The organism is Solirubrobacter pauli (assembly GCF_003633755.1).
In the GTDB taxonomy this organism is placed as follows: domain Bacteria; phylum Actinomycetota; class Thermoleophilia; order Solirubrobacterales; family Solirubrobacteraceae; genus Solirubrobacter; species Solirubrobacter pauli.
On the sequence record NZ_RBIL01000002.1, the window covers coordinates 1,682,591 to 1,700,176 of the forward strand.

Consider the following 17,586-nt stretch of genomic DNA (forward strand, 5'->3'; position numbering starts at 1 on the left):
CCGGTCACCGCACGTCGCTAGCGGCGCAGGGTGATCGTCTTCGTGCGCGTGGTCGCGGGCTTGCCCCAGTCACGCATCTGCACCGACACCGTCAGCTTCACGCTCTTCGGGCCACCCTTGCGGGCGAGCGCCTTGGCGATCGTCGAGGACGGCTTGAGCGTGACCTGCACCGAGTGCGGGCCCCAGCACTTGACGCTCTCGCTGTCGATCGTCGTGCGCTTGAGCTTGAGCCGCTTGCGCGTGGCACTGGAGACGGTCAGCTTCGCCGAGCCGTCCATCGCGCCCGTGCAGGCCACCGGGATCTTCACGCCGCGCTTGGCGAACGTCGCGCGGGTCACGCGCGAGGTCACCGAGCCGAGGCGGTAGGTCGCCGGCGTGTCGATCATCGGCGGCAGCAGCGTGCTCGTCGGCGCGAGCGGCAGCGGCTGCGGCGTCGCGCCACCGGCGCCCGGCGCGACCGAGTCGCCGATCTCGACGTCGAACGTCTGGCGGGACACGTTGCCCGCCTCGTCGGTCGCGCGCACCTCGACGGTGTGCGGCCCGACGCCCGCGACCTCGAACTCGCCGGTCGCGTCGCCGGCCTTCGGCTTGCCGGCCGACAGGTCCTCGATCGTGACGTTGCGGTACTGCATCCGGTCGTCGCCGCCGTGGTTCTGCAGGCCGATGAAGCCGCGCGTGAACTGCCGCAGCGTGGTGTTCGGGTCACCGGCACGGTCGGAGCTGAGCCCCGGCGCGTTGTCCCACTCGTTGATGACCTCGTCGTTGCGGCTGATCTTGTAGTGCTGACCGACGACCTCGATCTCGTAGTCCTCCCACGAGCCGCGCTTCGGGACGCCGATGTCCTCGATGCCGTTGTTGTCGAAGGTGTAGACCGAGCCGGTCTTGCGCGTCTCGCCGGACTCGCCGTCGTAGAGCTGGATCTCGTGGCCGCAGTTGATCGCGACCCACGCGGGGTCGTTCGCCGCGGCGCCGACCTTCGAGCACTCGTGGGTGCGCGGGGTCTGCTCCGGGTTCGGGAAGCGCACGAACACGCCGCCGTTGGAGTCACCCTCCGCGCGGCCCTCGCGGAACTGGAGCTTCAGGCGGAAGTCGCCGAAGTCCTGTGCCTTGAACCACAGCATGCCCAGCGAGTCGCTCGGGGTCGGCGAGATGCCGTCCGACCCGTCGTCGAGGCGCTCGAAGCCACCGGCGCCGGCCTGCTTCCACAGCGCGAGCGAGCTCTCGCTCGCGTCGAGCAGCACGCGCTCGTCCGTGGCCGCGTACGTCGTCCACGGGCCACCGTCGACGCGGTACTCGGTCAGCACCGTGCCCGACCCGGCGTCGCCGTCGGGCGTGTCGAGCGACACCGTCAGCGGGCCCGTGCCCTCGTCGCCCTCGTAGCTGGCGTCGATCGCCGGGGCCGCGGTGTCGACGCGGAACAGGTACCGCTTGGCGGTCTCGACGTTCCCGGCCTTGTCGGTCGCGAAGTACTCGACCACGTGGTCGCCGGGCGTGTCGACCGTGAACGGACCCTCGTAGGTGCGCTGCGCGCCACCGTCGACGCTGTAGGTCACCTTGTCCACGGCGCCACGCGTGCCGTCGTTGGCGTTGAGCGCGAGCGTCGGAGCGCCCGTCCACCAGCCGAGCTGGCCCTGCTGGCCGCCGGTCGTCTCGACCGTCGTGCGCGGGGCGACCCGGTCCGAGCAGTCCACGCGGAACCAGTCGAACCCGGCGTAGTGCTCGGAGTCGGCGCCGTTGGAGACCTTCAGGCCGACCTTGATCGTCTCGGGGTCGCCCAGGTTGGTGATGTCCGGCCCGATCTGCTGCCAGCTCTCGCCGTTGGTCGAGCCTTCGGCGATGTAGGTGCCGTCGCCGTCCGAGCTCACCCGCAGGTACACGTCGCCGTCGGGCGCCGAGATCTGCGGACCAGCCTGGATGTCGCTGGAGTTGTTCCGGGTCGCGACCCACTCGTACTGGGAGAACGAGCCCTTCGAGATGTACGTGATCTTCGCGAACGTGTTGTTGCCGCCCGCGTCCTTCTCGCTCTGCCAGAGCACGAGACCGGCCTGCTCGCCCGAGTCCGTGAGCGTGGAGACGTCCACCTTGGTCTGCGCCTGCCAGCTGCCCGACGGCGCGTCCTTGAGGAGGACGTTCTGCGCCGTGGCTTCGTCGCCGATCATGTCGCCCTTGCGGACCTTCAGCCGCAGCGCGCCCTCCTCGAACGACTGCGCGGCGGTGTTCTCGCGCCGCACCGTCCACTGGGCCGTGTTCAGCGGCCCGGCGTTGAACTCGTCGTTGAGGTCCGGCACGCAGTTGTTCGCGGGCTTGATCTCGAAGGCGACCGACTTGACGTCCTCGACGTTGCCCGTGCGGTCGGTCGACTGGAACTCGACCGTGTACAGGCCCGCCTGCTGGCGGCGGATCGGCGCGGAGTAGCCGGTCCAGTCACCGCCGTTGATCCGGTACTCAGTCTTCTCGACGCCGCTGCCGCCGGCCGGATCGGCCGCGGTGAGCGTGAGGGTCACCGGACGCCGGTAGACGTTCGGGGCCTCATCCGGCGCGGACGGGCTGAGCGTCGCCGTCGTCACCGGCTTGGCGTCGTCCTTGCCCGAGAGCACGTCGACGTCGACGGTCTTGGTGTCGGTGCCGCCGTCCGCGTAGGTCACCTTCAGCGTCGCCGTGTAGCGCTTGGCGTCGGCGTACTTGTGCGTCGGGTTGGCCTCGGTGGACTTGGGCGAGCCGTCGCCGAAGTCCCACTCGAACGACTTGCCGCCCGAGCCCGCGGACGAGAAGCGGGCGCTGAAGTCGCCGATCGGGAACGCGCGCGGGTTGGCACCCGGGGTCGGCGCGCCACCGACGTAGTCGTAGCGGTAGATGCCGATCGCCGTGCCGGCGCGGAAGAACCCGTCGTAGGTCTGGACGTAGAGCGCGCCGTCAGGCCCGAACTTGGAGTCCATGTACGAGCCGCCCCACGACAGCGTGTCGCGCAGCGAGTCGGCCCACACCGGCAGGCCGGCGTTCTGGTCGGTGTCCGGGTCCAGCAGCAGGCCGTGCTTGACCGACGGGCCGCCGTTGTTGTGCAGGAACCAGCGGCCGTCCCAGTACTCGGGCCAGCGGCGCGAGTTGTCGTCGGTCGTCTTGTAGCGGTAGACCGGGCCGTTCATCACGGTCAGGCCCTCGTTGCGCACGAACGGGCAGCCCTGGGTCGGCGTCGCGCCGTAGTCGGGCGCCGCGACCTTGCCGTCCGGAGCGGTCGCCGAGCGCGGGAACTGCGGGCAGCCGTCGTTGCCGCCCTTGTTGCCGCGCGACCACCAGAGGTTGTTGCCGCGGACCTTGCCGGCGTCGGCGCCGGTGCCGGTCGTGTGCGGGAACTTCTTCAGGCCCGTGTTGTTGGGCGAGTCGTTGCGCAGGTTGTCGCAGTCGTACCAGCCGTTGGTGCCACCGGACGCCGGGCCGCCGGGGACGTAGCCCTCAGGGTTGTCCGTGCGCGGCGCGCCGTTGCTGAGGCGGTCGCGGTAGGCCTGCTTGGAGCCCATGCAGTAGGGCCAGCCGTAGTTGCCGGCATGGGAGATCTGGGCCGCGTTCTCGTACGTCGACGGGCCCCAGAGCGCGTCCGGCTCCTGGGCGTCCGGGCCGACCCACGCCGTGTACGGCGTATCCGTCTCCGGGTCGATCGACAGGCGGCTCGGGTTGCGCAGCCCCATCGCGTAGATCTCGGGCTTGGTCTTGCCGCCCTCGCCGTCCTCGGTCTCCTTGCCGTCGAACAGGTTCGGGCCGTTCGGCGACTGCGCGGTCGGCAGGTCGTAGGTGGTGCCCACGCCCGGATCAGCGCCCGCGGGGATGTCCTCGCGCGGGTTGAACCGCAGCATCTTGCCGTTGTAGTCGTTGGTGTTGCCCGCGGTGCGGCGTGCGTCCTGGTAGGAGTACTTCGCCTGGCCGCAGTGCGCGCTCGAGGCCTCGGTCGCCGGGCCCTCGGGGCACGTGGCGATCGGGTTGTTGCCCGAGTAGCCGAGCGGGCCGGTCACGGCCGGGTCGCCCGCGTTCTGCGAGGAGTTCGTGTCACCCGTGGTGACGTAGAGGTTGCCCTCGCTGTCGAAGCCCATGCCGCCGCCGACGTGGCAGCAGCTGTAGATCTGGGCGTCGTACTTGAAGATGATCCGCTCGGAGTCCAGGTCGAGCTGCTTGGTCTCGCGGTTGATCGTGAAGCGCGAGATGCGCGGCTGCGACATCTTCGAGATCCGGCGCTCGACCGGCAGGCCCTTCGGCTTGGTGTTCTCGTTGAAGGTCGGGAAGTACTGCAGGTAGACGTAGCCGTTCTCGGAGAACTTCGGGTCGGCGGCGATGCCGATCAGGCCGTACTCCATCTTGTGGTTGCCCTCGTCGGTGCGCTCACCGCCGGTGCCGCCGTCGCCGTAGACGGCGAGCGTGCCGGCGCGCGTCACGCCGCTGTTCTCGGCGCCCGTGTACTGCTTCGGGTCGAAGATGTGCACGCTGCCGCAGCCGATGCCCACGTTGGGGTCCGCGTGGCTGAACACGCGCGCGAACGACGGGACGTTGAGCAGGCGGCCACGCTCGGCGTCGGTGCGGCAGTCGCCGCGGCCGATGTACATGACCCAGCCGTTGTCGGCGATCGACAGGCCGTGCGACTCACCGCTGGTGGCGAGGCCGGTGACCGTCGCGCCGGAGCTGAGCAGCTTGGTGCCCTTGTAGTTGGCGTTGATGGTCGCCTTGCAGTCGGCCCGGACGAGGCCCGCGGTCCACTGGATCGCGCCGAGCACGTGCTTGGTGACGTTCGCGTCGGCCCAGGCGCCCTCGGTCCGGCCCATGCCCATGTAGAAGGAGCGGCCGCCGCGGTAGTCGCGGCACCAGGAGATCGGGTGGTCGGTGCCGCCGACGGACGTGCCGTCGCCGGCCGCCGCGTTGGTCGCGCGGTACCGCGCGACGGTGTGGACCTGACCCGTCGGACGGGTCTGCCACGTGTACCAGAGGTCGGAGCGGTTGACCTGGAGCGGGAGCTCGCGGGTCGCCGGATGCACGCGGTCGCCGGCGACGAGCGTCTTCGTCTCCGCGTCGGTCGGGTTGTTGCTCGGGCGCGCGCCGATCAGCCCGTTGACGAAGCTCGAGCCCGGCTCGACCGTCGCCGTGGAGCCGATGCCGAGGAAGCCGTTGCCCGCCTCGACGTAGGCCTGGAGCGCGTTCTCACCCGCGGAGTCGAGGACGTCGCCCGCGACGTTGACGAAGATCAGGGACTGGTAGCCCGCGAGCTTGGTCGAGTTGATGTCCGCGACGACGGCGTCCTCGGCGGTGAAGCCGTTGGCGGTGCCGAGCGACTTGATGGCGGCGACCGCCGCCCGGTTCGTGGCGTCGTCGGCGCCCTTGAGCACGAGCACCTTCGGCCCGGACTGGGCGTGTGCGGTCCCCGTCCCCAGCACCGCCAGCGCGAGCGTGAGCAGCAGTGCCCACAGCCAGCGTCCCCTCATGGCCTGATCTCCCCTCAGGTGGTACATCACGACTTCCCCTTCAACGTCACGGTCTGCGTGTCGACCCGCGCACCCGTCATGCGCAGCGTCAACTTGACCCGCACGGACGACTTCGTCCGCGAGAGGGCCCTGCGAATCGCGGCGGAGGGCCGCAGCGACACGGTCGCGCGTCCCTCCTCGCCGCAGTCGAGCGAGCGCTTGGCGAGCGTGCCCGACTTGAGCTTGAGCTTGCGGGCCACCGAGCGGGTGACCGTCGCGGTGAGCGTGCCGCGCGTGACGCCCTGGCAGCTCACGTTCACCTTCAGGCGCCCGCCGCGCAGCGCGGACAGCGTGCGCAGCCGGGTGGCGACGTCCTCGAGCGCCGCGAACGGCTGCGGCGCCGCCGTGGACGGCGCCTGCGTCTGCGGCGCCTGGAGCACGGTCGGCCCACGGACCGAGAACCGCGCGGTCTTGTAGTTCTCGACGTTGCCGACCTGATCGACCGAGCGGTAGTCCACGCGGTAGATCAGCCGGTCCGTGAGGTCGAACGCGCCCTCGTAGTCGGTCCACTCGCCCCCGTTGACGCGGTACTCGGTGGCCACCGCGCCGGAGCTGTCCTCGCCGTCGGTGCGGTCGAACGCGACGCGCACGGCGTTGACGTAGTCCGCGACCGGAGCGGCGCCGTTGAGGCGCACGGTCGTCGTCGGCGCGGTCACGTCGACGCGCACGTCGACCGACTTGGGCGCCTCGGCGTTGCCGGCGTTGTCGGTGGAGCGGTACTGCACCGACTGCGTGCCCGAGCCGCCCACGTCGAACGTGCCGGTGTACGGGGTCCAGGCGCCCGCGGCGCCGACGCGGTACTCGGTCGACGCGACGCCGGAGCCCGAGCCGTCCTGCACGCGCAGCGTGACCGCGACCTCGCTGTCGCTGAAACCGCTCGCCGGCAGCTCGGCCGGGTACGTGGCCACGGTGGTCGCCGGCGCGGTCGCGTCGATCTTGGCTTTGATGCTCTTGAAGGCGCCCGGGTTGCCGGCGCGGTCGTACGCGCGGTACTCGATGTTCAGATCGCCCTCGTCCGTGATCGCGACCGTGTCGGTGTACGTGCGCGCCGCGCCGCCGTTGATGCGGTACTGGATGCGCTCGACGCCCGAGCCGCCCGCCTCGTCCTCGGCGGTGATCGTGATCCGCGGCGGGTCCACGAACCAGCCGCTGGCCGTCGGCACGCCCTCGAGCGTCGCCGACGCGGTCGGCGCGCCCGTGTCCGTCGGGTACGGGTCGACGCCGTCGAGGTACGGCATCCGGAACGTGGAGCCTTCCTCCTCGAGCGTCAACGCCATCAGGTAGGCGCGGATGACGCCGCCCCCGGTCGTGCCCGTCGGCAGCTTGACCGCCTTGAGCACGCGGTCGGGATGCGGGTTGTCCACCGGCCGGTGGAAGATCGAGCATGGCGCGCCGTCGTCGCCGGTCCGCGTGTAGCGGCCCGGGATCGGCCCGATCGCGATGTGCGAGCCGGCCGAGGGGCCCTGGCACCAGTCGGCGAAGCTGACGTTGACGGTCTCGGTCGAGTCGTCGGCGTAGATCAGCGTGAAGTCGCCGCCACCGGCGCCGTCGGCGGTGGTGCCGAAGAAGTGCAGCTTGGTGTACCGGCGCTGCATGCCGCTCGCGAGCTCGAGCGTCTGCCCGTTGAAGCCCGCGAAGTTGTCGACGGCGCCGGTGGTGTCCGGCATCCGCAGCGGCACGTCGTCCACCGTGTCGTTCGGCCCCTCCGTGACGCTCTTGGAGGCGGGCATGAGGTCGCCCTTGAACGAGTACCCGCCGTTGATGTCGCTGCCGGCCCGGGTATCGGGGCGGGTGATGCCGATCGTGTCGAACACGTTCGTCGCCACGACCGCCGCCTGGCGGACGCCGACGCACGACGCTGGCGAGAAAACACTCGATCCTGTCTGGTGAATTACCGAGTCGTCAAGGCGACAATTCGCCTCATTGGACGTCCCTGCCCCCTGCTGCGAGGCGTTCGCGGTACCCGCCGAACCGACCGCCGCGCACAGCAAAACGACCACTCCCAGAGCACGCGTAGTCCGTATGGACCGCATTCCCCCTCCGATCTCCCCCTGCGTCATTCAGCTACGACTTGTCGTAAGCTACCACCCAATTGGAGCCGGAGTCACCGCTTTGGTTTCATAGGTGGCGGAAGTGCCTCACCGAACGGGCAGGATTTGGGGGGAGATCGGTGTCGGAGGAGAAAATGGTTCAGGGAAGGCGGCGTGTTGCTCGCGCCGCGGCGGGGGTCGCGCTGGCCGGAGCGCTCGTGGGCTCGGTCGGCGTTGCAGGGGCTTTCGGAGAACGCGCAGCGGACCAGCGGATCACGGTGCTGGGAAGCACCGAGTGGGACAAGAAGATTGTCAGCGTGGAGACCGGCGACACGGTCACCTGGAGCTGGCAGAACACGGCGCTGCCGCACAACGCGCGGGGTGCCTCAGGCCCGGACACCGACCCCAACTGGGTCGGCCAGGACACGGGGATCGACACCAGCGGGGAGCTGGTCTACACGTTCACGAAGCCGGGTGAGTACCACTTCATCTGCGACGTGCACCCGCAGGCCATGACCGGCACGGTGACCGTCACCGGTGACCCGATCGAGGCGACGCCGACGCCGATCCGCACCCCGACGCCGACGCGTACCCCGACGCCGGTTCCCACGACGCGGCCGGGTGGCGCGGCCACCCCGACGCCCGCCCCGGGCATGTCGGACCGCGTGACGCCGGCGCCGCGCGGCGCCGTCCGGGCGGACACCGTGGCCCCGGCGATCACCGGCCTGAAGGCCAAGGCCCGGACCCGCGGCGCGAAGGTCTCCTTCAAGCTGTCGGAGTCGGCGTCCGTGACGTTGCGCCTCAAGCACGCCAAGCGGACGGTGAAGACCGTGCGTGGCTCGTACCGCGCCGGTGCCGGCTCGGTGACGCTGCGTCGGATGGCACGCGGGACCTACCGCGTGGAGATCGAGGCTCGTGACGCGCGCGGCAACCGCGCCGCCGTCCAGCGCAAGACCGTGAAGGTGACCCGTTGATGGCTCCGAAGCAGCCGCCTCTCGACGCCGGCGGCAGCCGGCGCGACTTCATGCGCAACGGCTTCGGCTCGTTCGCGCTCGTCTGCACGTTCGCGGCGCAGAGCTCGCTGCGCGGCTCCGAGGTGACGAAGTCCAGCGCGCCGGCGACGTCCGCGGGGCGCCGCTTCCAGGCCGCGTCGCCGTTCACGCCGTTCACGCGTGACCTGCCGATCCCGCCGACCGCCGTGCCGGTGTCGACCAAGCAGGGCGTCGACGTCTACTCGATGGACATCACCGAGGGCATCGCCGAGATCCTCCCCGGGTTCGAGACGCCGATCTACGGCTACGAGGGCGTCTACCCGGGCCCGACGATCCGCGCGACCAAGGGCCGCCCGACGATCGTCCGCCAGACCAACAAGCTCGCGTTCGACTCGAACGTCCACCTCCACGGCGGCTACGTGCCCTCCGCGCACGACGGCCACCCGATGGACGTGATCCTGCCGGGCAAGAGCTTCGACTACACGTACCCGAACAAGCAGGACGCGGCGACGCTCTGGTACCACGACCACGCGCACGGCCGGACGGCGCACACGCTCTACTACGGCCTCGTCGGCACGTACCTGTTGTCGGACGACCGTGAGGAGGAGCTCGGGCTCCCGACCGATCCCGAGTTCGACCTCCCGCTCGTCCTCGCCGACCACGCCTTCAACAAGGACGGCTCGTTCCGGTACGCCGAGAACGTCGACCTCGGCTTCCGCGGCGACACGATCCTCGTCAACGGCGCGGTCTCGCCGCGGATGAGCGTCAAGCGTCGCCTCTACCGGCTGCGCTTCCTCAACGCGTCCAACGCGCGCTCCTACAACCTCAAGCTCGGCAACGGCCGGACGATGCTGCAGGTCGCGTCCGACGGTGGCCTGCTCGAGCGTCCGGTGTCCCGCTCGACGGTGCTCATCCACCCGGCCGAGCGCGTCGAGCTGCTGCTCGACTTCCGCGGCTTCCGGCCCGGGTCGGAGATCGTGCTCCAGAACGTCGACGGCGAGTCGGCCGGCACCAAGAACGTGCTGCGGTTCGACGTCGAGCGCGGCGGTGGCGCCGAGGAGTTCCGCGTGCCGCGGGGCCGGATGCGCACGCTCGAGAAGCTGCCCGCGCCCAACGCCAGCCGGCGCTGGGACCTGGGCCTGTCGACGTCGAACGGCGTGCAGTGGCGGATCGCGGACCGGGGCTACGACCCCGACCGCATCGACGTCCGGCCGCGCCTCGGCACGTCCGAGCTGTGGCAGTGGCACAACCCGTCCAACCGCGTGCACCCGATGCACCTGCACGGGATGCTGTTCCGGATCGTGGAGCGCTCGACGGGCGTCGTCCACCCGGCCGATCGCGGCTGGAAGGACACGATCGGCGTGCTGCCGGGCGAGACCGCCACGGTGCAGCCGTGGTTCACGCCCTACACGGGCCGCTACGTCTTCCACTGCCATGCGCTCGAGCACGGCGACAAGGCGATGATGCTGCAGCTGGAGGTCGAGCGATGAAGCGCGCGCTGATGGCGGGTCTCGGGTGCGTCGTCGCGCTGGTCGCGGCCGCGCCCGCCCACGCCGGCAACGTCGACGTGTTCGCGGTCGACGCGGGCGAGAAGTGGGACAAGTCCACGGTCAACATCAACCCCGGCGACACGGTGACCTGGCGGTTCGACAACACGGCGCTGCCGCACAACGTCGAGGCCGAGGGGACGAGCCCTGACCCGGCCTGGACCCCGACCGCGTTCAAGACCACGCCGCTCGTCGCCTCACCGCCCTCGCCCCCGTTCCAGTTCAACACGCCCGGCACCTACACGTTCGTGTGCGAGGTCCACCGCACGACGATGCGGGGCACGGTCGTCGTGGGCAATCCGGCGCCGGTCGTGGTGCCGTTGAGCGAGCAGAGCTTCGCCAACGACGCCGCGACGCCGGTCGCGCTCGAGAAGGTGGAGCTGGACAAGGCCAAGCCGAAGCTCTCGAAGGTGTCGGCCAAGCGCGTGGCGCGCGGCTCGGTGCGCGTGCGCTTCCGGGTGAACGAGGAGTCGACCGTGCTGGTCTCGCTCAAGCGGGGCGGCAAGACGGTCAAGAAGGCCGAGTACGAGGGCACCGGTACGCGCTCGGTCACGCTCAAGGGCGCGAAGGCCGGCCGCTACAGCGTCCAGGTGCGGGCCACCGACATCGCCGGCAACCGCTCCTCGCTGAAGAAGACGAGCATCACCGTCCGCTAGCGACGACGACGGGGCAGTCGACGGTCTCCACGAGATCGTCGACCGCGCTCGTCCCCAACCGCCGGCGCAAGCCGTGGAAGCGCTCGCCGCCGGTGACGGCGAGCAGCGGCTGATCGGCCGCGGGCGCGATCGTGGCGCCCAGGGCGTCCGCCAGCGTGGTCGCCGCGTCCGCGTCTCCCCCGGCCATCAGGCACGTGTCCCGGTCGAGCACCGGTGGGTGGCGCACGAGCACGACCGGGCACGGCGCGGTCGCCAGCAGCTCGTGCCGCAGCCGCGGCGCCAGGAGCCGCAGCGGACCGCGCAGGGGTCGCGTCCCGGCCACGAGCAGGTCGATCCGCTCGCGGCGCGCGAGCCACACGAGCTGCTCGGCGGTGCGGCCGCTGAGCACGTGCGTGCCGGCCGGCAGCGGGATGTCGATCTCGTCCGTCGCGGGCGGGACGACGTGCGCGACGATCAGCTCCGCGCCGTCGGCGCTCGCGAGGCGCCGCGCGAACGCGAGCGCCCACAGCGACGGCAGTGAGGCGTCCCAGGCAACGCAGATGCGACGCAACGGCATGCCTCCAAGGTGCCGCATCCGAACCGCCGCGGCCATGTGGCGCTCACCCCATCATCGGACGTACGGCCAGCCCCAGGACCTTTGACCAGCTAGGCCTATTCCGCCTGCGGCGCGTCCGCGGGACCATTCCGGCATGTCCTCCCCGAAGCCTCAGCCGAAGCTCCCGCAGGTCGTCGCGACGGCGCTCACGAAGCCGTCGGCGCACGACCGCCAGCGCGAGCTCGTCCGCGCCTCCCTGCTCTGCCGCTGAGCGAGGCTCCCCGCCGATGGCGGCGGACGAGCGCTTAGCGCCCGATCCCGGGGATCTTGTCGGCCAGCTCCCCGAGCGGACCGAGCTCGGCCCGGAGCGAGTCCAGCCGCTCGATCACGTTCCGGATCAGCGGTTCCAGGTCGTCGACCGAGTGCCGCACCGCGTGCATGTCCTCGTCGAGCGGCTCGATGCCCTTGCGCACCTCGCTGATCTCCTTGATCGGCTTGACCTCCTCGCGCAGCCCGTCCAGCTTCGTGCCGAGGAGCCCCACGCCCTCGCGGACCTTCGTGATCTCCTTGATCGGCTGCACGTCGCCGCGCAACGCGTCCAGCTTGGTCCCGAGCGTGTCGACACCGGCGCGGACCGCGCTGATCTCCTGGATCGGCTGAACCTCCTCGCGCAGCCCGTCCAGCTTCGGTCCCAGCTGCTCCACGCCGACCCGCACCGCGCTGATCTCCGTCCGCACCATCTGCAGCTCGGTCTGCATGCTGTCGACGCGCTTGAGCACCTCGTGCTCGAGCTCGGGCAGCCGCCGCGCGGCGTCCGCGACCGCACCGAGGTCGTCGAGAAGGCGGGCAACGATCGTGGGCGGGAACAGGCTGCTCAGGTTCATCGCCCGAGGCCTTCCCGTCGCGGCGGCGGGCTATTCAGCGAGGGAGCGGCGCCGCGCCGGGGTCAGCCGCCCGCGGGGATCACGCGGTAGGCGTCGAAGACGCTGTCGATGGCGCGCAGGCGGTTGATCGCGGCCTTCAGGGCCTGGGTGTCACCCACCTCGATGACGAACCGGTTGCGGGTCATCGGGTGCTGGACGAGGCAACGGGCCTCGACGATGTTGATGCCCGCCTCGGCGAAGGTGCGGGAGAGGTCCTCGAGGAGGCGGTGGCGGTCCCACGCGTCGACCTGGATCTCGACCTTGAAGCCGGTCTCGTTGTCGCCGTCCCAGGAGACGGGGACGAAGCGGTCCGGGTCCTTGCGCAGGGCGGCGACGTTCGGGCAGTCGTCGCGGTGGATGGTGATGCCGCGGCCGAGGGAGACGTAGCCGACGATCGGGTCGCCGCTGACGGGGCGGCAGCACTTGGCCAGGCGCAGCGGGACGTCGCTCACGCCCTCGACGCGGATGCCGAACTTGGCCGCGTTGCCGTCCGGGCGGCGGAGCGCGGGGGCCTTGCGGCGGTCCAGCAGCAGGTCCTCGCCGGCCGTGGGCTCCTCGACGCCGGCCTCGCCCTGCTTGAGGCGCTGCAGGACCTTGTTGACGACGACCTTCGGCGAGATCTTCGCGCCGCCGAGGGCGATGTAGAAGTCGTCGGCCTTGCGGAAGCCGAGCTCGCGGATGACGTCGGCGAGCAGCGGCGAGCCGGTGAGCTTCTGGGCGGGAAGGCCGGCCTTGTTGAGGTGCTCCTGCAGCAGCTCGCGGCCGGTGTGCTCGGAGTCGTCGCGCGACTCGGCCTTGAACCAGGCCTTGATCTTGTTGCGGGCGCGCGTGGTCTTCACCAGCGCCAGCCAGTCGCGGGACGGGCCTCGCTCGCGCTTGGACGTGAGGATCTCGACGATGTCGCCGCTCTGCAGCTCGTAGTGCAGCGGGACGATCTTGCCGTTCACACGCGCGCCGACGCAGCGGTGGCCGACGTCCGTGTGGATCTCGTAGGCGAAGTCCAGCGGCGTGGCGCCGATCGCCAGCGACTTGACCTCGCCCTTGGGCGTGAAGACGAAGACCTCGTCCTCGATCAGCTCGCCGCGGAGCTGGTCGGTGAACTCCGTCGGGTCCTCCGGGTCGCCCTGCCAGTCCAGCAGCGACTTGAGCCACTTGAGCTTCTGGTCGGTCGCGTCCAGGCGGCTGCCGCCGGCGCCCGCGTTCTCCTTGTAGCGCCAGTGCGCGGCGACGCCGTACTCGGCCGTCTCGTGCATGTCGCTCGTGCGGATCTGGATCTCCAGCGGACGGCCTTCAGGCCCGATCACCGTCGTGTGGAGCGCCTGGTACATGTTGAACTTCGGCATCGCCACCATGTCCTTGAAGCGGCCCGGAAGGGGCTTCCACAGGGAATGGATGACGCCGACGGCGCCGTAGCAGTCCTTGACGGAGTCGACGATCACGCGCATCGCCGTCAGGTCGTAGATCTCGTTGAACTCGCGACCCTTGCGGGTCATCTTGTTGTAGATCGAGTAGAAGTGCTTCGCGCGGCCTGAGATCTCGGACTGGATGCCGAGCGCCTCCAGCTCTTTCGCCAGGTAGCCGCCGGCGCGCGCCACGTAGCGCTCGCGCTCCTCGCGCTGCTGGTTGACCAGGCCCTTGATCTCCTGGTACTTGCGCGGGTGCAGCGTCGCGAACGCGAGGTCCTCCAGCTCCCACTTGATCGCGTGGATGCCGAGCCGGTGCGCGAGCGGCGCGTAGATCTCGAGGGTCTCCTTGGCCTTCTCGATCTGCTTCTGCTTGGGCATCGCGCCGAGCGTGCGCATGTTGTGCAGGCGGTCGGCGAGCTTGATCAGGATGACCCGGATGTCCGTGGCCATCGCGACCATCATCTTGCGGTAGTTCTCGGCCTGCGCCTCGTCGCGCGACTGGAACGTGATGCCGGTGAGCTTGGTGACGCCGTCGACGAGCGCCGCGACCTCCTCGCCGAACTGCTCGCGCACCTCGTCCAGGGAGGCGGTGGTGTCCTCGACGGTGTCGTGCAGGAGCGCCGCGCACAGCGTCTCGGTGTCCAGCCGCATGCCCGCGCAGATGCGCGCGACGCCGACCGGATGCGTGATGAAGTCCTCGCCCGACTGGCGGCGCTGGTCGGCGTGGTGCTCGCAGGCGAACAGGAACGCGGCCAGCACCTTCTGGCGGTCCACCGGCGCCGCGACCTCGTCCGCGTGCTCGGAGACGATCGCGAACAGGTCCTTCAGCAGCTCGTGCTCGAGCGGCGTCAGGTCGTCGGGGATGTCGACGGCCCCGTCGTCGGCGCAGATCGCGAGATCGACCGGCTTGTGCGGCGCGATCGCGACGACCGACCCGTCGCCGTCGGCGGTCACCGGGCTGGCACCGTCGATCGACGGCGCCTCGGTCAGGCCGCTTGCCGCCTCATGTTCGCGCTGGTCAGAAATTGTCTGCCGTCCTCAAGCCGTCGCTGGTAGGCCACAAACGCCGCCGAGTTCTCCAGCGCGGTGCGCTGCGGGTTCTCGGCTGCCTGGAGGCCCGGCCCATCGCGATCGAGGCTGACGAGCCCGAGCTCGGTGAGGACCCGCACCAGGCGGCCCGCGAGTGCCGCGGTCCGTGGTTGCGGTCCCTCGCCCCGAAGCAGCTGCTCGACCGCCTCACCGCCACTCACCCTGCTCGCGCGCACGGCGCGGTACATGGCGGTCAGCGGGTCGCGGAGGGCGAAGTCCCATTCGTGTATTCGTAGAGCAAAGTCTAGTTCAGGCGTACCCCACGCCAGGTGGGTCCATCCCTCTCCCGCATGGACCGTCTGTCGAGTCGGCGGGTCGATCGCGACGACGTGCACGAACGGCTCGGCCAGCTCGGGCTCGTCTTCGAGCGCCGCCCACGTCGTGAGCGCGAAGCCGCCGACCCGCTCCGAGAGCCCGCGAACGCGCGCGGACGCGTGCGCCGCGACGGCCAGCACGGGCTCGCCGGAGGCCACGAGATCGCCCAGCAGGCCGGCGATCCCGGTGCCGCGCAGGTCACGGGTGAGCCGCGCCGAGTCGCCGCATACATACGGGGTCTCGAGGTCGCGGTCGAGCTCGCGCAGCCAGCCCTCGCTGAACGCGCCCTCGCCGAGCACGTCGATCGAGCGCGGGGCGCAGCGTTGCGCGCGCCGCAGCACGAGCTTGGGCGAGACCGCCCCGTTCCAGCGGTCGATCTCCAGCCGCACCGCCGCGTCGGCCGGCTCGTCGGGCTTGACCGGGAGCGTGCCGCCGTTGCCGAACGCGACGCAGCGCGACTTCGCGCCGCCCGCGCTGAGCGTGAAGCGCACGTGGCGGCCCTCGCTCATCGGCTCCGGGTCGATCAGGTGCGCGGACGGGACGAGCAGCGACACGCCCGGGTTGCCCATGCCGAACGGCGCGAGCTCCTGCAGCTCCTCGGCGAGGTCCAGCGAGAGCGCGTCGCCCTGGGCGACGGCGTCGATCCGCACCTCGGGGCGCAGGTCCTCCTCCGTCAGCACCTCGTTCGCGTACGCCAGGAAGGACGCGCGGAAGGCGTCCACCTCGTCGCGGTGGATCGTGAGCCCCGCCGCCGCCTTGTGACCACCGTGGCGGAGCAGGTGCCGGGCGGAGGCGTTCAGGCCCCCGAGGAGGTCGAAGCGCGGGACCGAGCGTCCCGAGCCCGAGCCCTCGTCCCCGTCGAGCGCGATCAGGACCGCGGGCCGGTTGAAGCGCTCGACGATCCGCGAGGCGACGATGCCGATCACGCCGGGATGCCAGCCGTCGGCGGCCAGCACCAGCGCGTTGCCCGCCGGATGCTCGGCGACGAGTGCCTCGGCCTCGAAGCGGATGCGCGTCTCGACGTCCCGGCGCTCGCTGTTGACCGCGTCCAGCTCCGCGGCGACCGCGCGGGCCCGCTCGCGGTCGTCCGTGAGCAGCAGCTCGAGGCCGGCGTCGGCGCGGTAGAGCCGGCCGGCGGCGTTCAGCCGCGGACCGAGCCGGAACCCGATCGCGCTCTCGTCGAGGCCGCTCGGGTCCACGCGCGCCACGTCCATCAGCGCCCGCAGCCCGACCTTGCGCGTGCCGGCGATGGCCTTCAGCCCTTCGCGCACGAGCCGCCGGTTCTCGCCCTGCAGCGGGACGACGTCCGCGACCGTGGCCAACGCGACCAGGTCCAGGTCCTCGTCGCACAGCGCGGGGTCCTCCCCGATCGCGGCCAGCAGCGCCTGGGCCAGCTTGTAGGCGACGCCCGCGGCGCACAGCTCCGGGCAGGGGTAGCCGTTGAGCTTCGGGTGGACGATCGGCGCGTCCGGCAGGGCTCCGTCGGCGCGCGGCGAGTGGTGGTCGGTGACGATGACGTCCATCCCGAGCGCCTTGGCCGCCGCGACCTCCTCGACCGCCGTGACCGCGCAGTCGACCGTGATCAGCAGGTTCGTGCCGCGGGCCGCGAGCTTCTCGACCGTGTTGGCCGCCAGCCCATAGCCGTCGTCGATCCGCGACGGCAGGTACCAGTCCACGCGCGCGCCGACGGTGCGCAGCGCCCGCACGAGGATCGCCGTCGAGCAGACGCCGTCCACGTCGTAGTCGCCGTGCACGGTGATCTGCGACCCGCGCCCCACGTGGGCGATGATCCGCTCGGCCGCCTGCGCGAGCCCGGGCCACTCCCCCAGCTCGTGCCGCACGCCGGCGGCCAGGAACGCCCGCGCGGCCTCGGGCTCGCCGAGCCCGCGCCGGACCAGCACCTGCGCCAGCACGTGCGAGCAGCTGAGCTCCGCGGACAGCCGCGCGGCCGCCGCGAACGCATAGGGAGAGACCGACAACCGCGCGTCCACACCCAGAAACCTAGGTCCGCGTCAGGACGGAACGCCGTTTCTAAAGCGGGACTGTCCCGCTTTAGCAACCAAGACGCCGGAATGTCCGCGAAACGGCTCTGCGACGTGGGGAAAGATAAAGAGGGACTGTCCCCCTTTATCTTGGGAGTCATGGACGACGGGGCGATCCAAGCGTTGCGGGACCTGTACAGCGATCTCGAGATCGACGGGCGGGTCCTGGACCTGGGCGGGCACGGCTATGAGCACTTCGAGGTGCCGCCGGACGCGCTCGTCGTCCTCGACGGCGACGAGTCGGCGCGCTTGCCCTACGCGGACGCCGAGTTCGACGACGTCGTGCTCCTGCTCGGGCCGCCGCAGAAGAAGCCGAAGCAGCGCCTCGAGGACGTGGCGCGCGTGCTCAAGCCGGGCGGGCACCTGGTGTGCTCGTTCGTCGGCGGTGCCGACGATGCCGGGCGGGTGCGCAAGCTGCGCCAGTACTTCGACGGCTCCCCGTGGTTCTCGGGAGCCGAGAGTGACCTGCGGACGTCGCTGACGGGCAGCGGCGACCGGCTATGGGCCGTCTGGGCGACCAGACGGCCCTGAGCCAAACCCGCCCTCAGGCCGC

10 protein-coding genes are annotated in these 17,586 nt (G+C 70.9%); 4 read left to right on the forward strand and 6 right to left on the reverse strand.

Annotation, left to right across the window (positions count from 1 at the left end; genetic code table 11):
* Nucleotides 1-17: 17 nt before the first annotated feature.
* On the reverse strand, nucleotides 18-5,459 hold the full coding sequence (locus C8N24_RS27555) for an OmpL47-type beta-barrel domain-containing protein (protein WP_170179468.1): 5,442 nt from the start codon (nucleotides 5,457-5,459) through the stop codon (nucleotides 18-20).
* 26 nt (nucleotides 5,460-5,485) lie between these two features.
* Nucleotides 5,486-7,324, reverse strand: coding sequence for an OmpL47-type beta-barrel domain-containing protein (locus tag C8N24_RS27560; RefSeq protein WP_121256219.1), 1,839 nt, complete (start codon nucleotides 7,322-7,324; stop codon nucleotides 5,486-5,488).
* Between the two features lie 482 nt (nucleotides 7,325-7,806).
* On the opposite strand from C8N24_RS27560, the gene C8N24_RS27565 reads away from it, so the two are divergent.
* The 3 genes from C8N24_RS27565 to C8N24_RS27575 are packed head-to-tail and all read left to right on the forward strand — an operon-like array spanning nucleotide 7,807 to nucleotide 10,723.
* Nucleotides 7,807-8,502, forward strand: coding sequence for a cupredoxin domain-containing protein (locus tag C8N24_RS27565; RefSeq protein ID WP_170179469.1), 696 nt, complete (start codon nucleotides 7,807-7,809; stop codon nucleotides 8,500-8,502).
* Entirely contained in the window at nucleotides 8,502-10,010 is a 1,509-nt protein-coding gene (locus C8N24_RS27570) for a multicopper oxidase family protein (RefSeq protein WP_121256223.1), read from the forward strand. The genes C8N24_RS27565 and C8N24_RS27570 overlap by 1 nt, the downstream gene beginning before the upstream one ends.
* Complete coding sequence (locus tag C8N24_RS27575; RefSeq protein ID WP_121256225.1) at nucleotides 10,007-10,723, forward strand: plastocyanin/azurin family copper-binding protein; 717 nt, start codon at nucleotides 10,007-10,009, stop codon at nucleotides 10,721-10,723. The genes C8N24_RS27570 and C8N24_RS27575 overlap by 4 nt, the downstream gene beginning before the upstream one ends.
* Here C8N24_RS27575 and C8N24_RS27580 read toward each other — a convergent pair.
* From C8N24_RS27580 to recJ, 4 genes are all read right to left on the reverse strand, one after another.
* Nucleotides 10,710-11,279, reverse strand: coding sequence for a universal stress protein (locus C8N24_RS27580; RefSeq protein ID WP_170179470.1), 570 nt, complete (start codon nucleotides 11,277-11,279; stop codon nucleotides 10,710-10,712). The two genes, C8N24_RS27575 and C8N24_RS27580, sit on opposite strands and share 14 nt — an antisense overlap.
* Before the next feature lie 284 nt (nucleotides 11,280-11,563).
* On the reverse strand, nucleotides 11,564-12,142 hold the full coding sequence (locus C8N24_RS27585) for a hypothetical protein (RefSeq protein WP_121256229.1): 579 nt from the start codon (nucleotides 12,140-12,142) through the stop codon (nucleotides 11,564-11,566).
* Between the two features lie 62 nt (nucleotides 12,143-12,204).
* Nucleotides 12,205-14,541 carry a RelA/SpoT family protein gene (locus C8N24_RS27590; RefSeq protein WP_245971985.1) on the reverse strand — a complete coding sequence of 779 codons (2,337 nt, stop codon included), beginning with the start codon at nucleotides 14,539-14,541 and terminating at the stop codon, nucleotides 12,205-12,207.
* Between the two features lie 32 nt (nucleotides 14,542-14,573).
* Nucleotides 14,574-16,982 (reverse strand): single-stranded-DNA-specific exonuclease RecJ, encoded by a 2,409-nt coding sequence (recJ, locus tag C8N24_RS27595; RefSeq protein ID WP_121256231.1) that lies wholly within the window; start codon nucleotides 16,980-16,982, stop codon nucleotides 14,574-14,576.
* A 150-nt stretch (nucleotides 16,983-17,132) separates the two neighbouring features.
* Between recJ and C8N24_RS27600 the strand changes: the two genes are divergently transcribed.
* Nucleotides 17,133-17,564: a methyltransferase domain-containing protein gene (locus C8N24_RS27600; protein ID WP_121256233.1), complete on the forward strand. Its 432-nt coding sequence runs from the start codon at nucleotides 17,133-17,135 to the stop codon at nucleotides 17,562-17,564.
* Nucleotides 17,565-17,586: the final 22 nt, after the last annotated feature.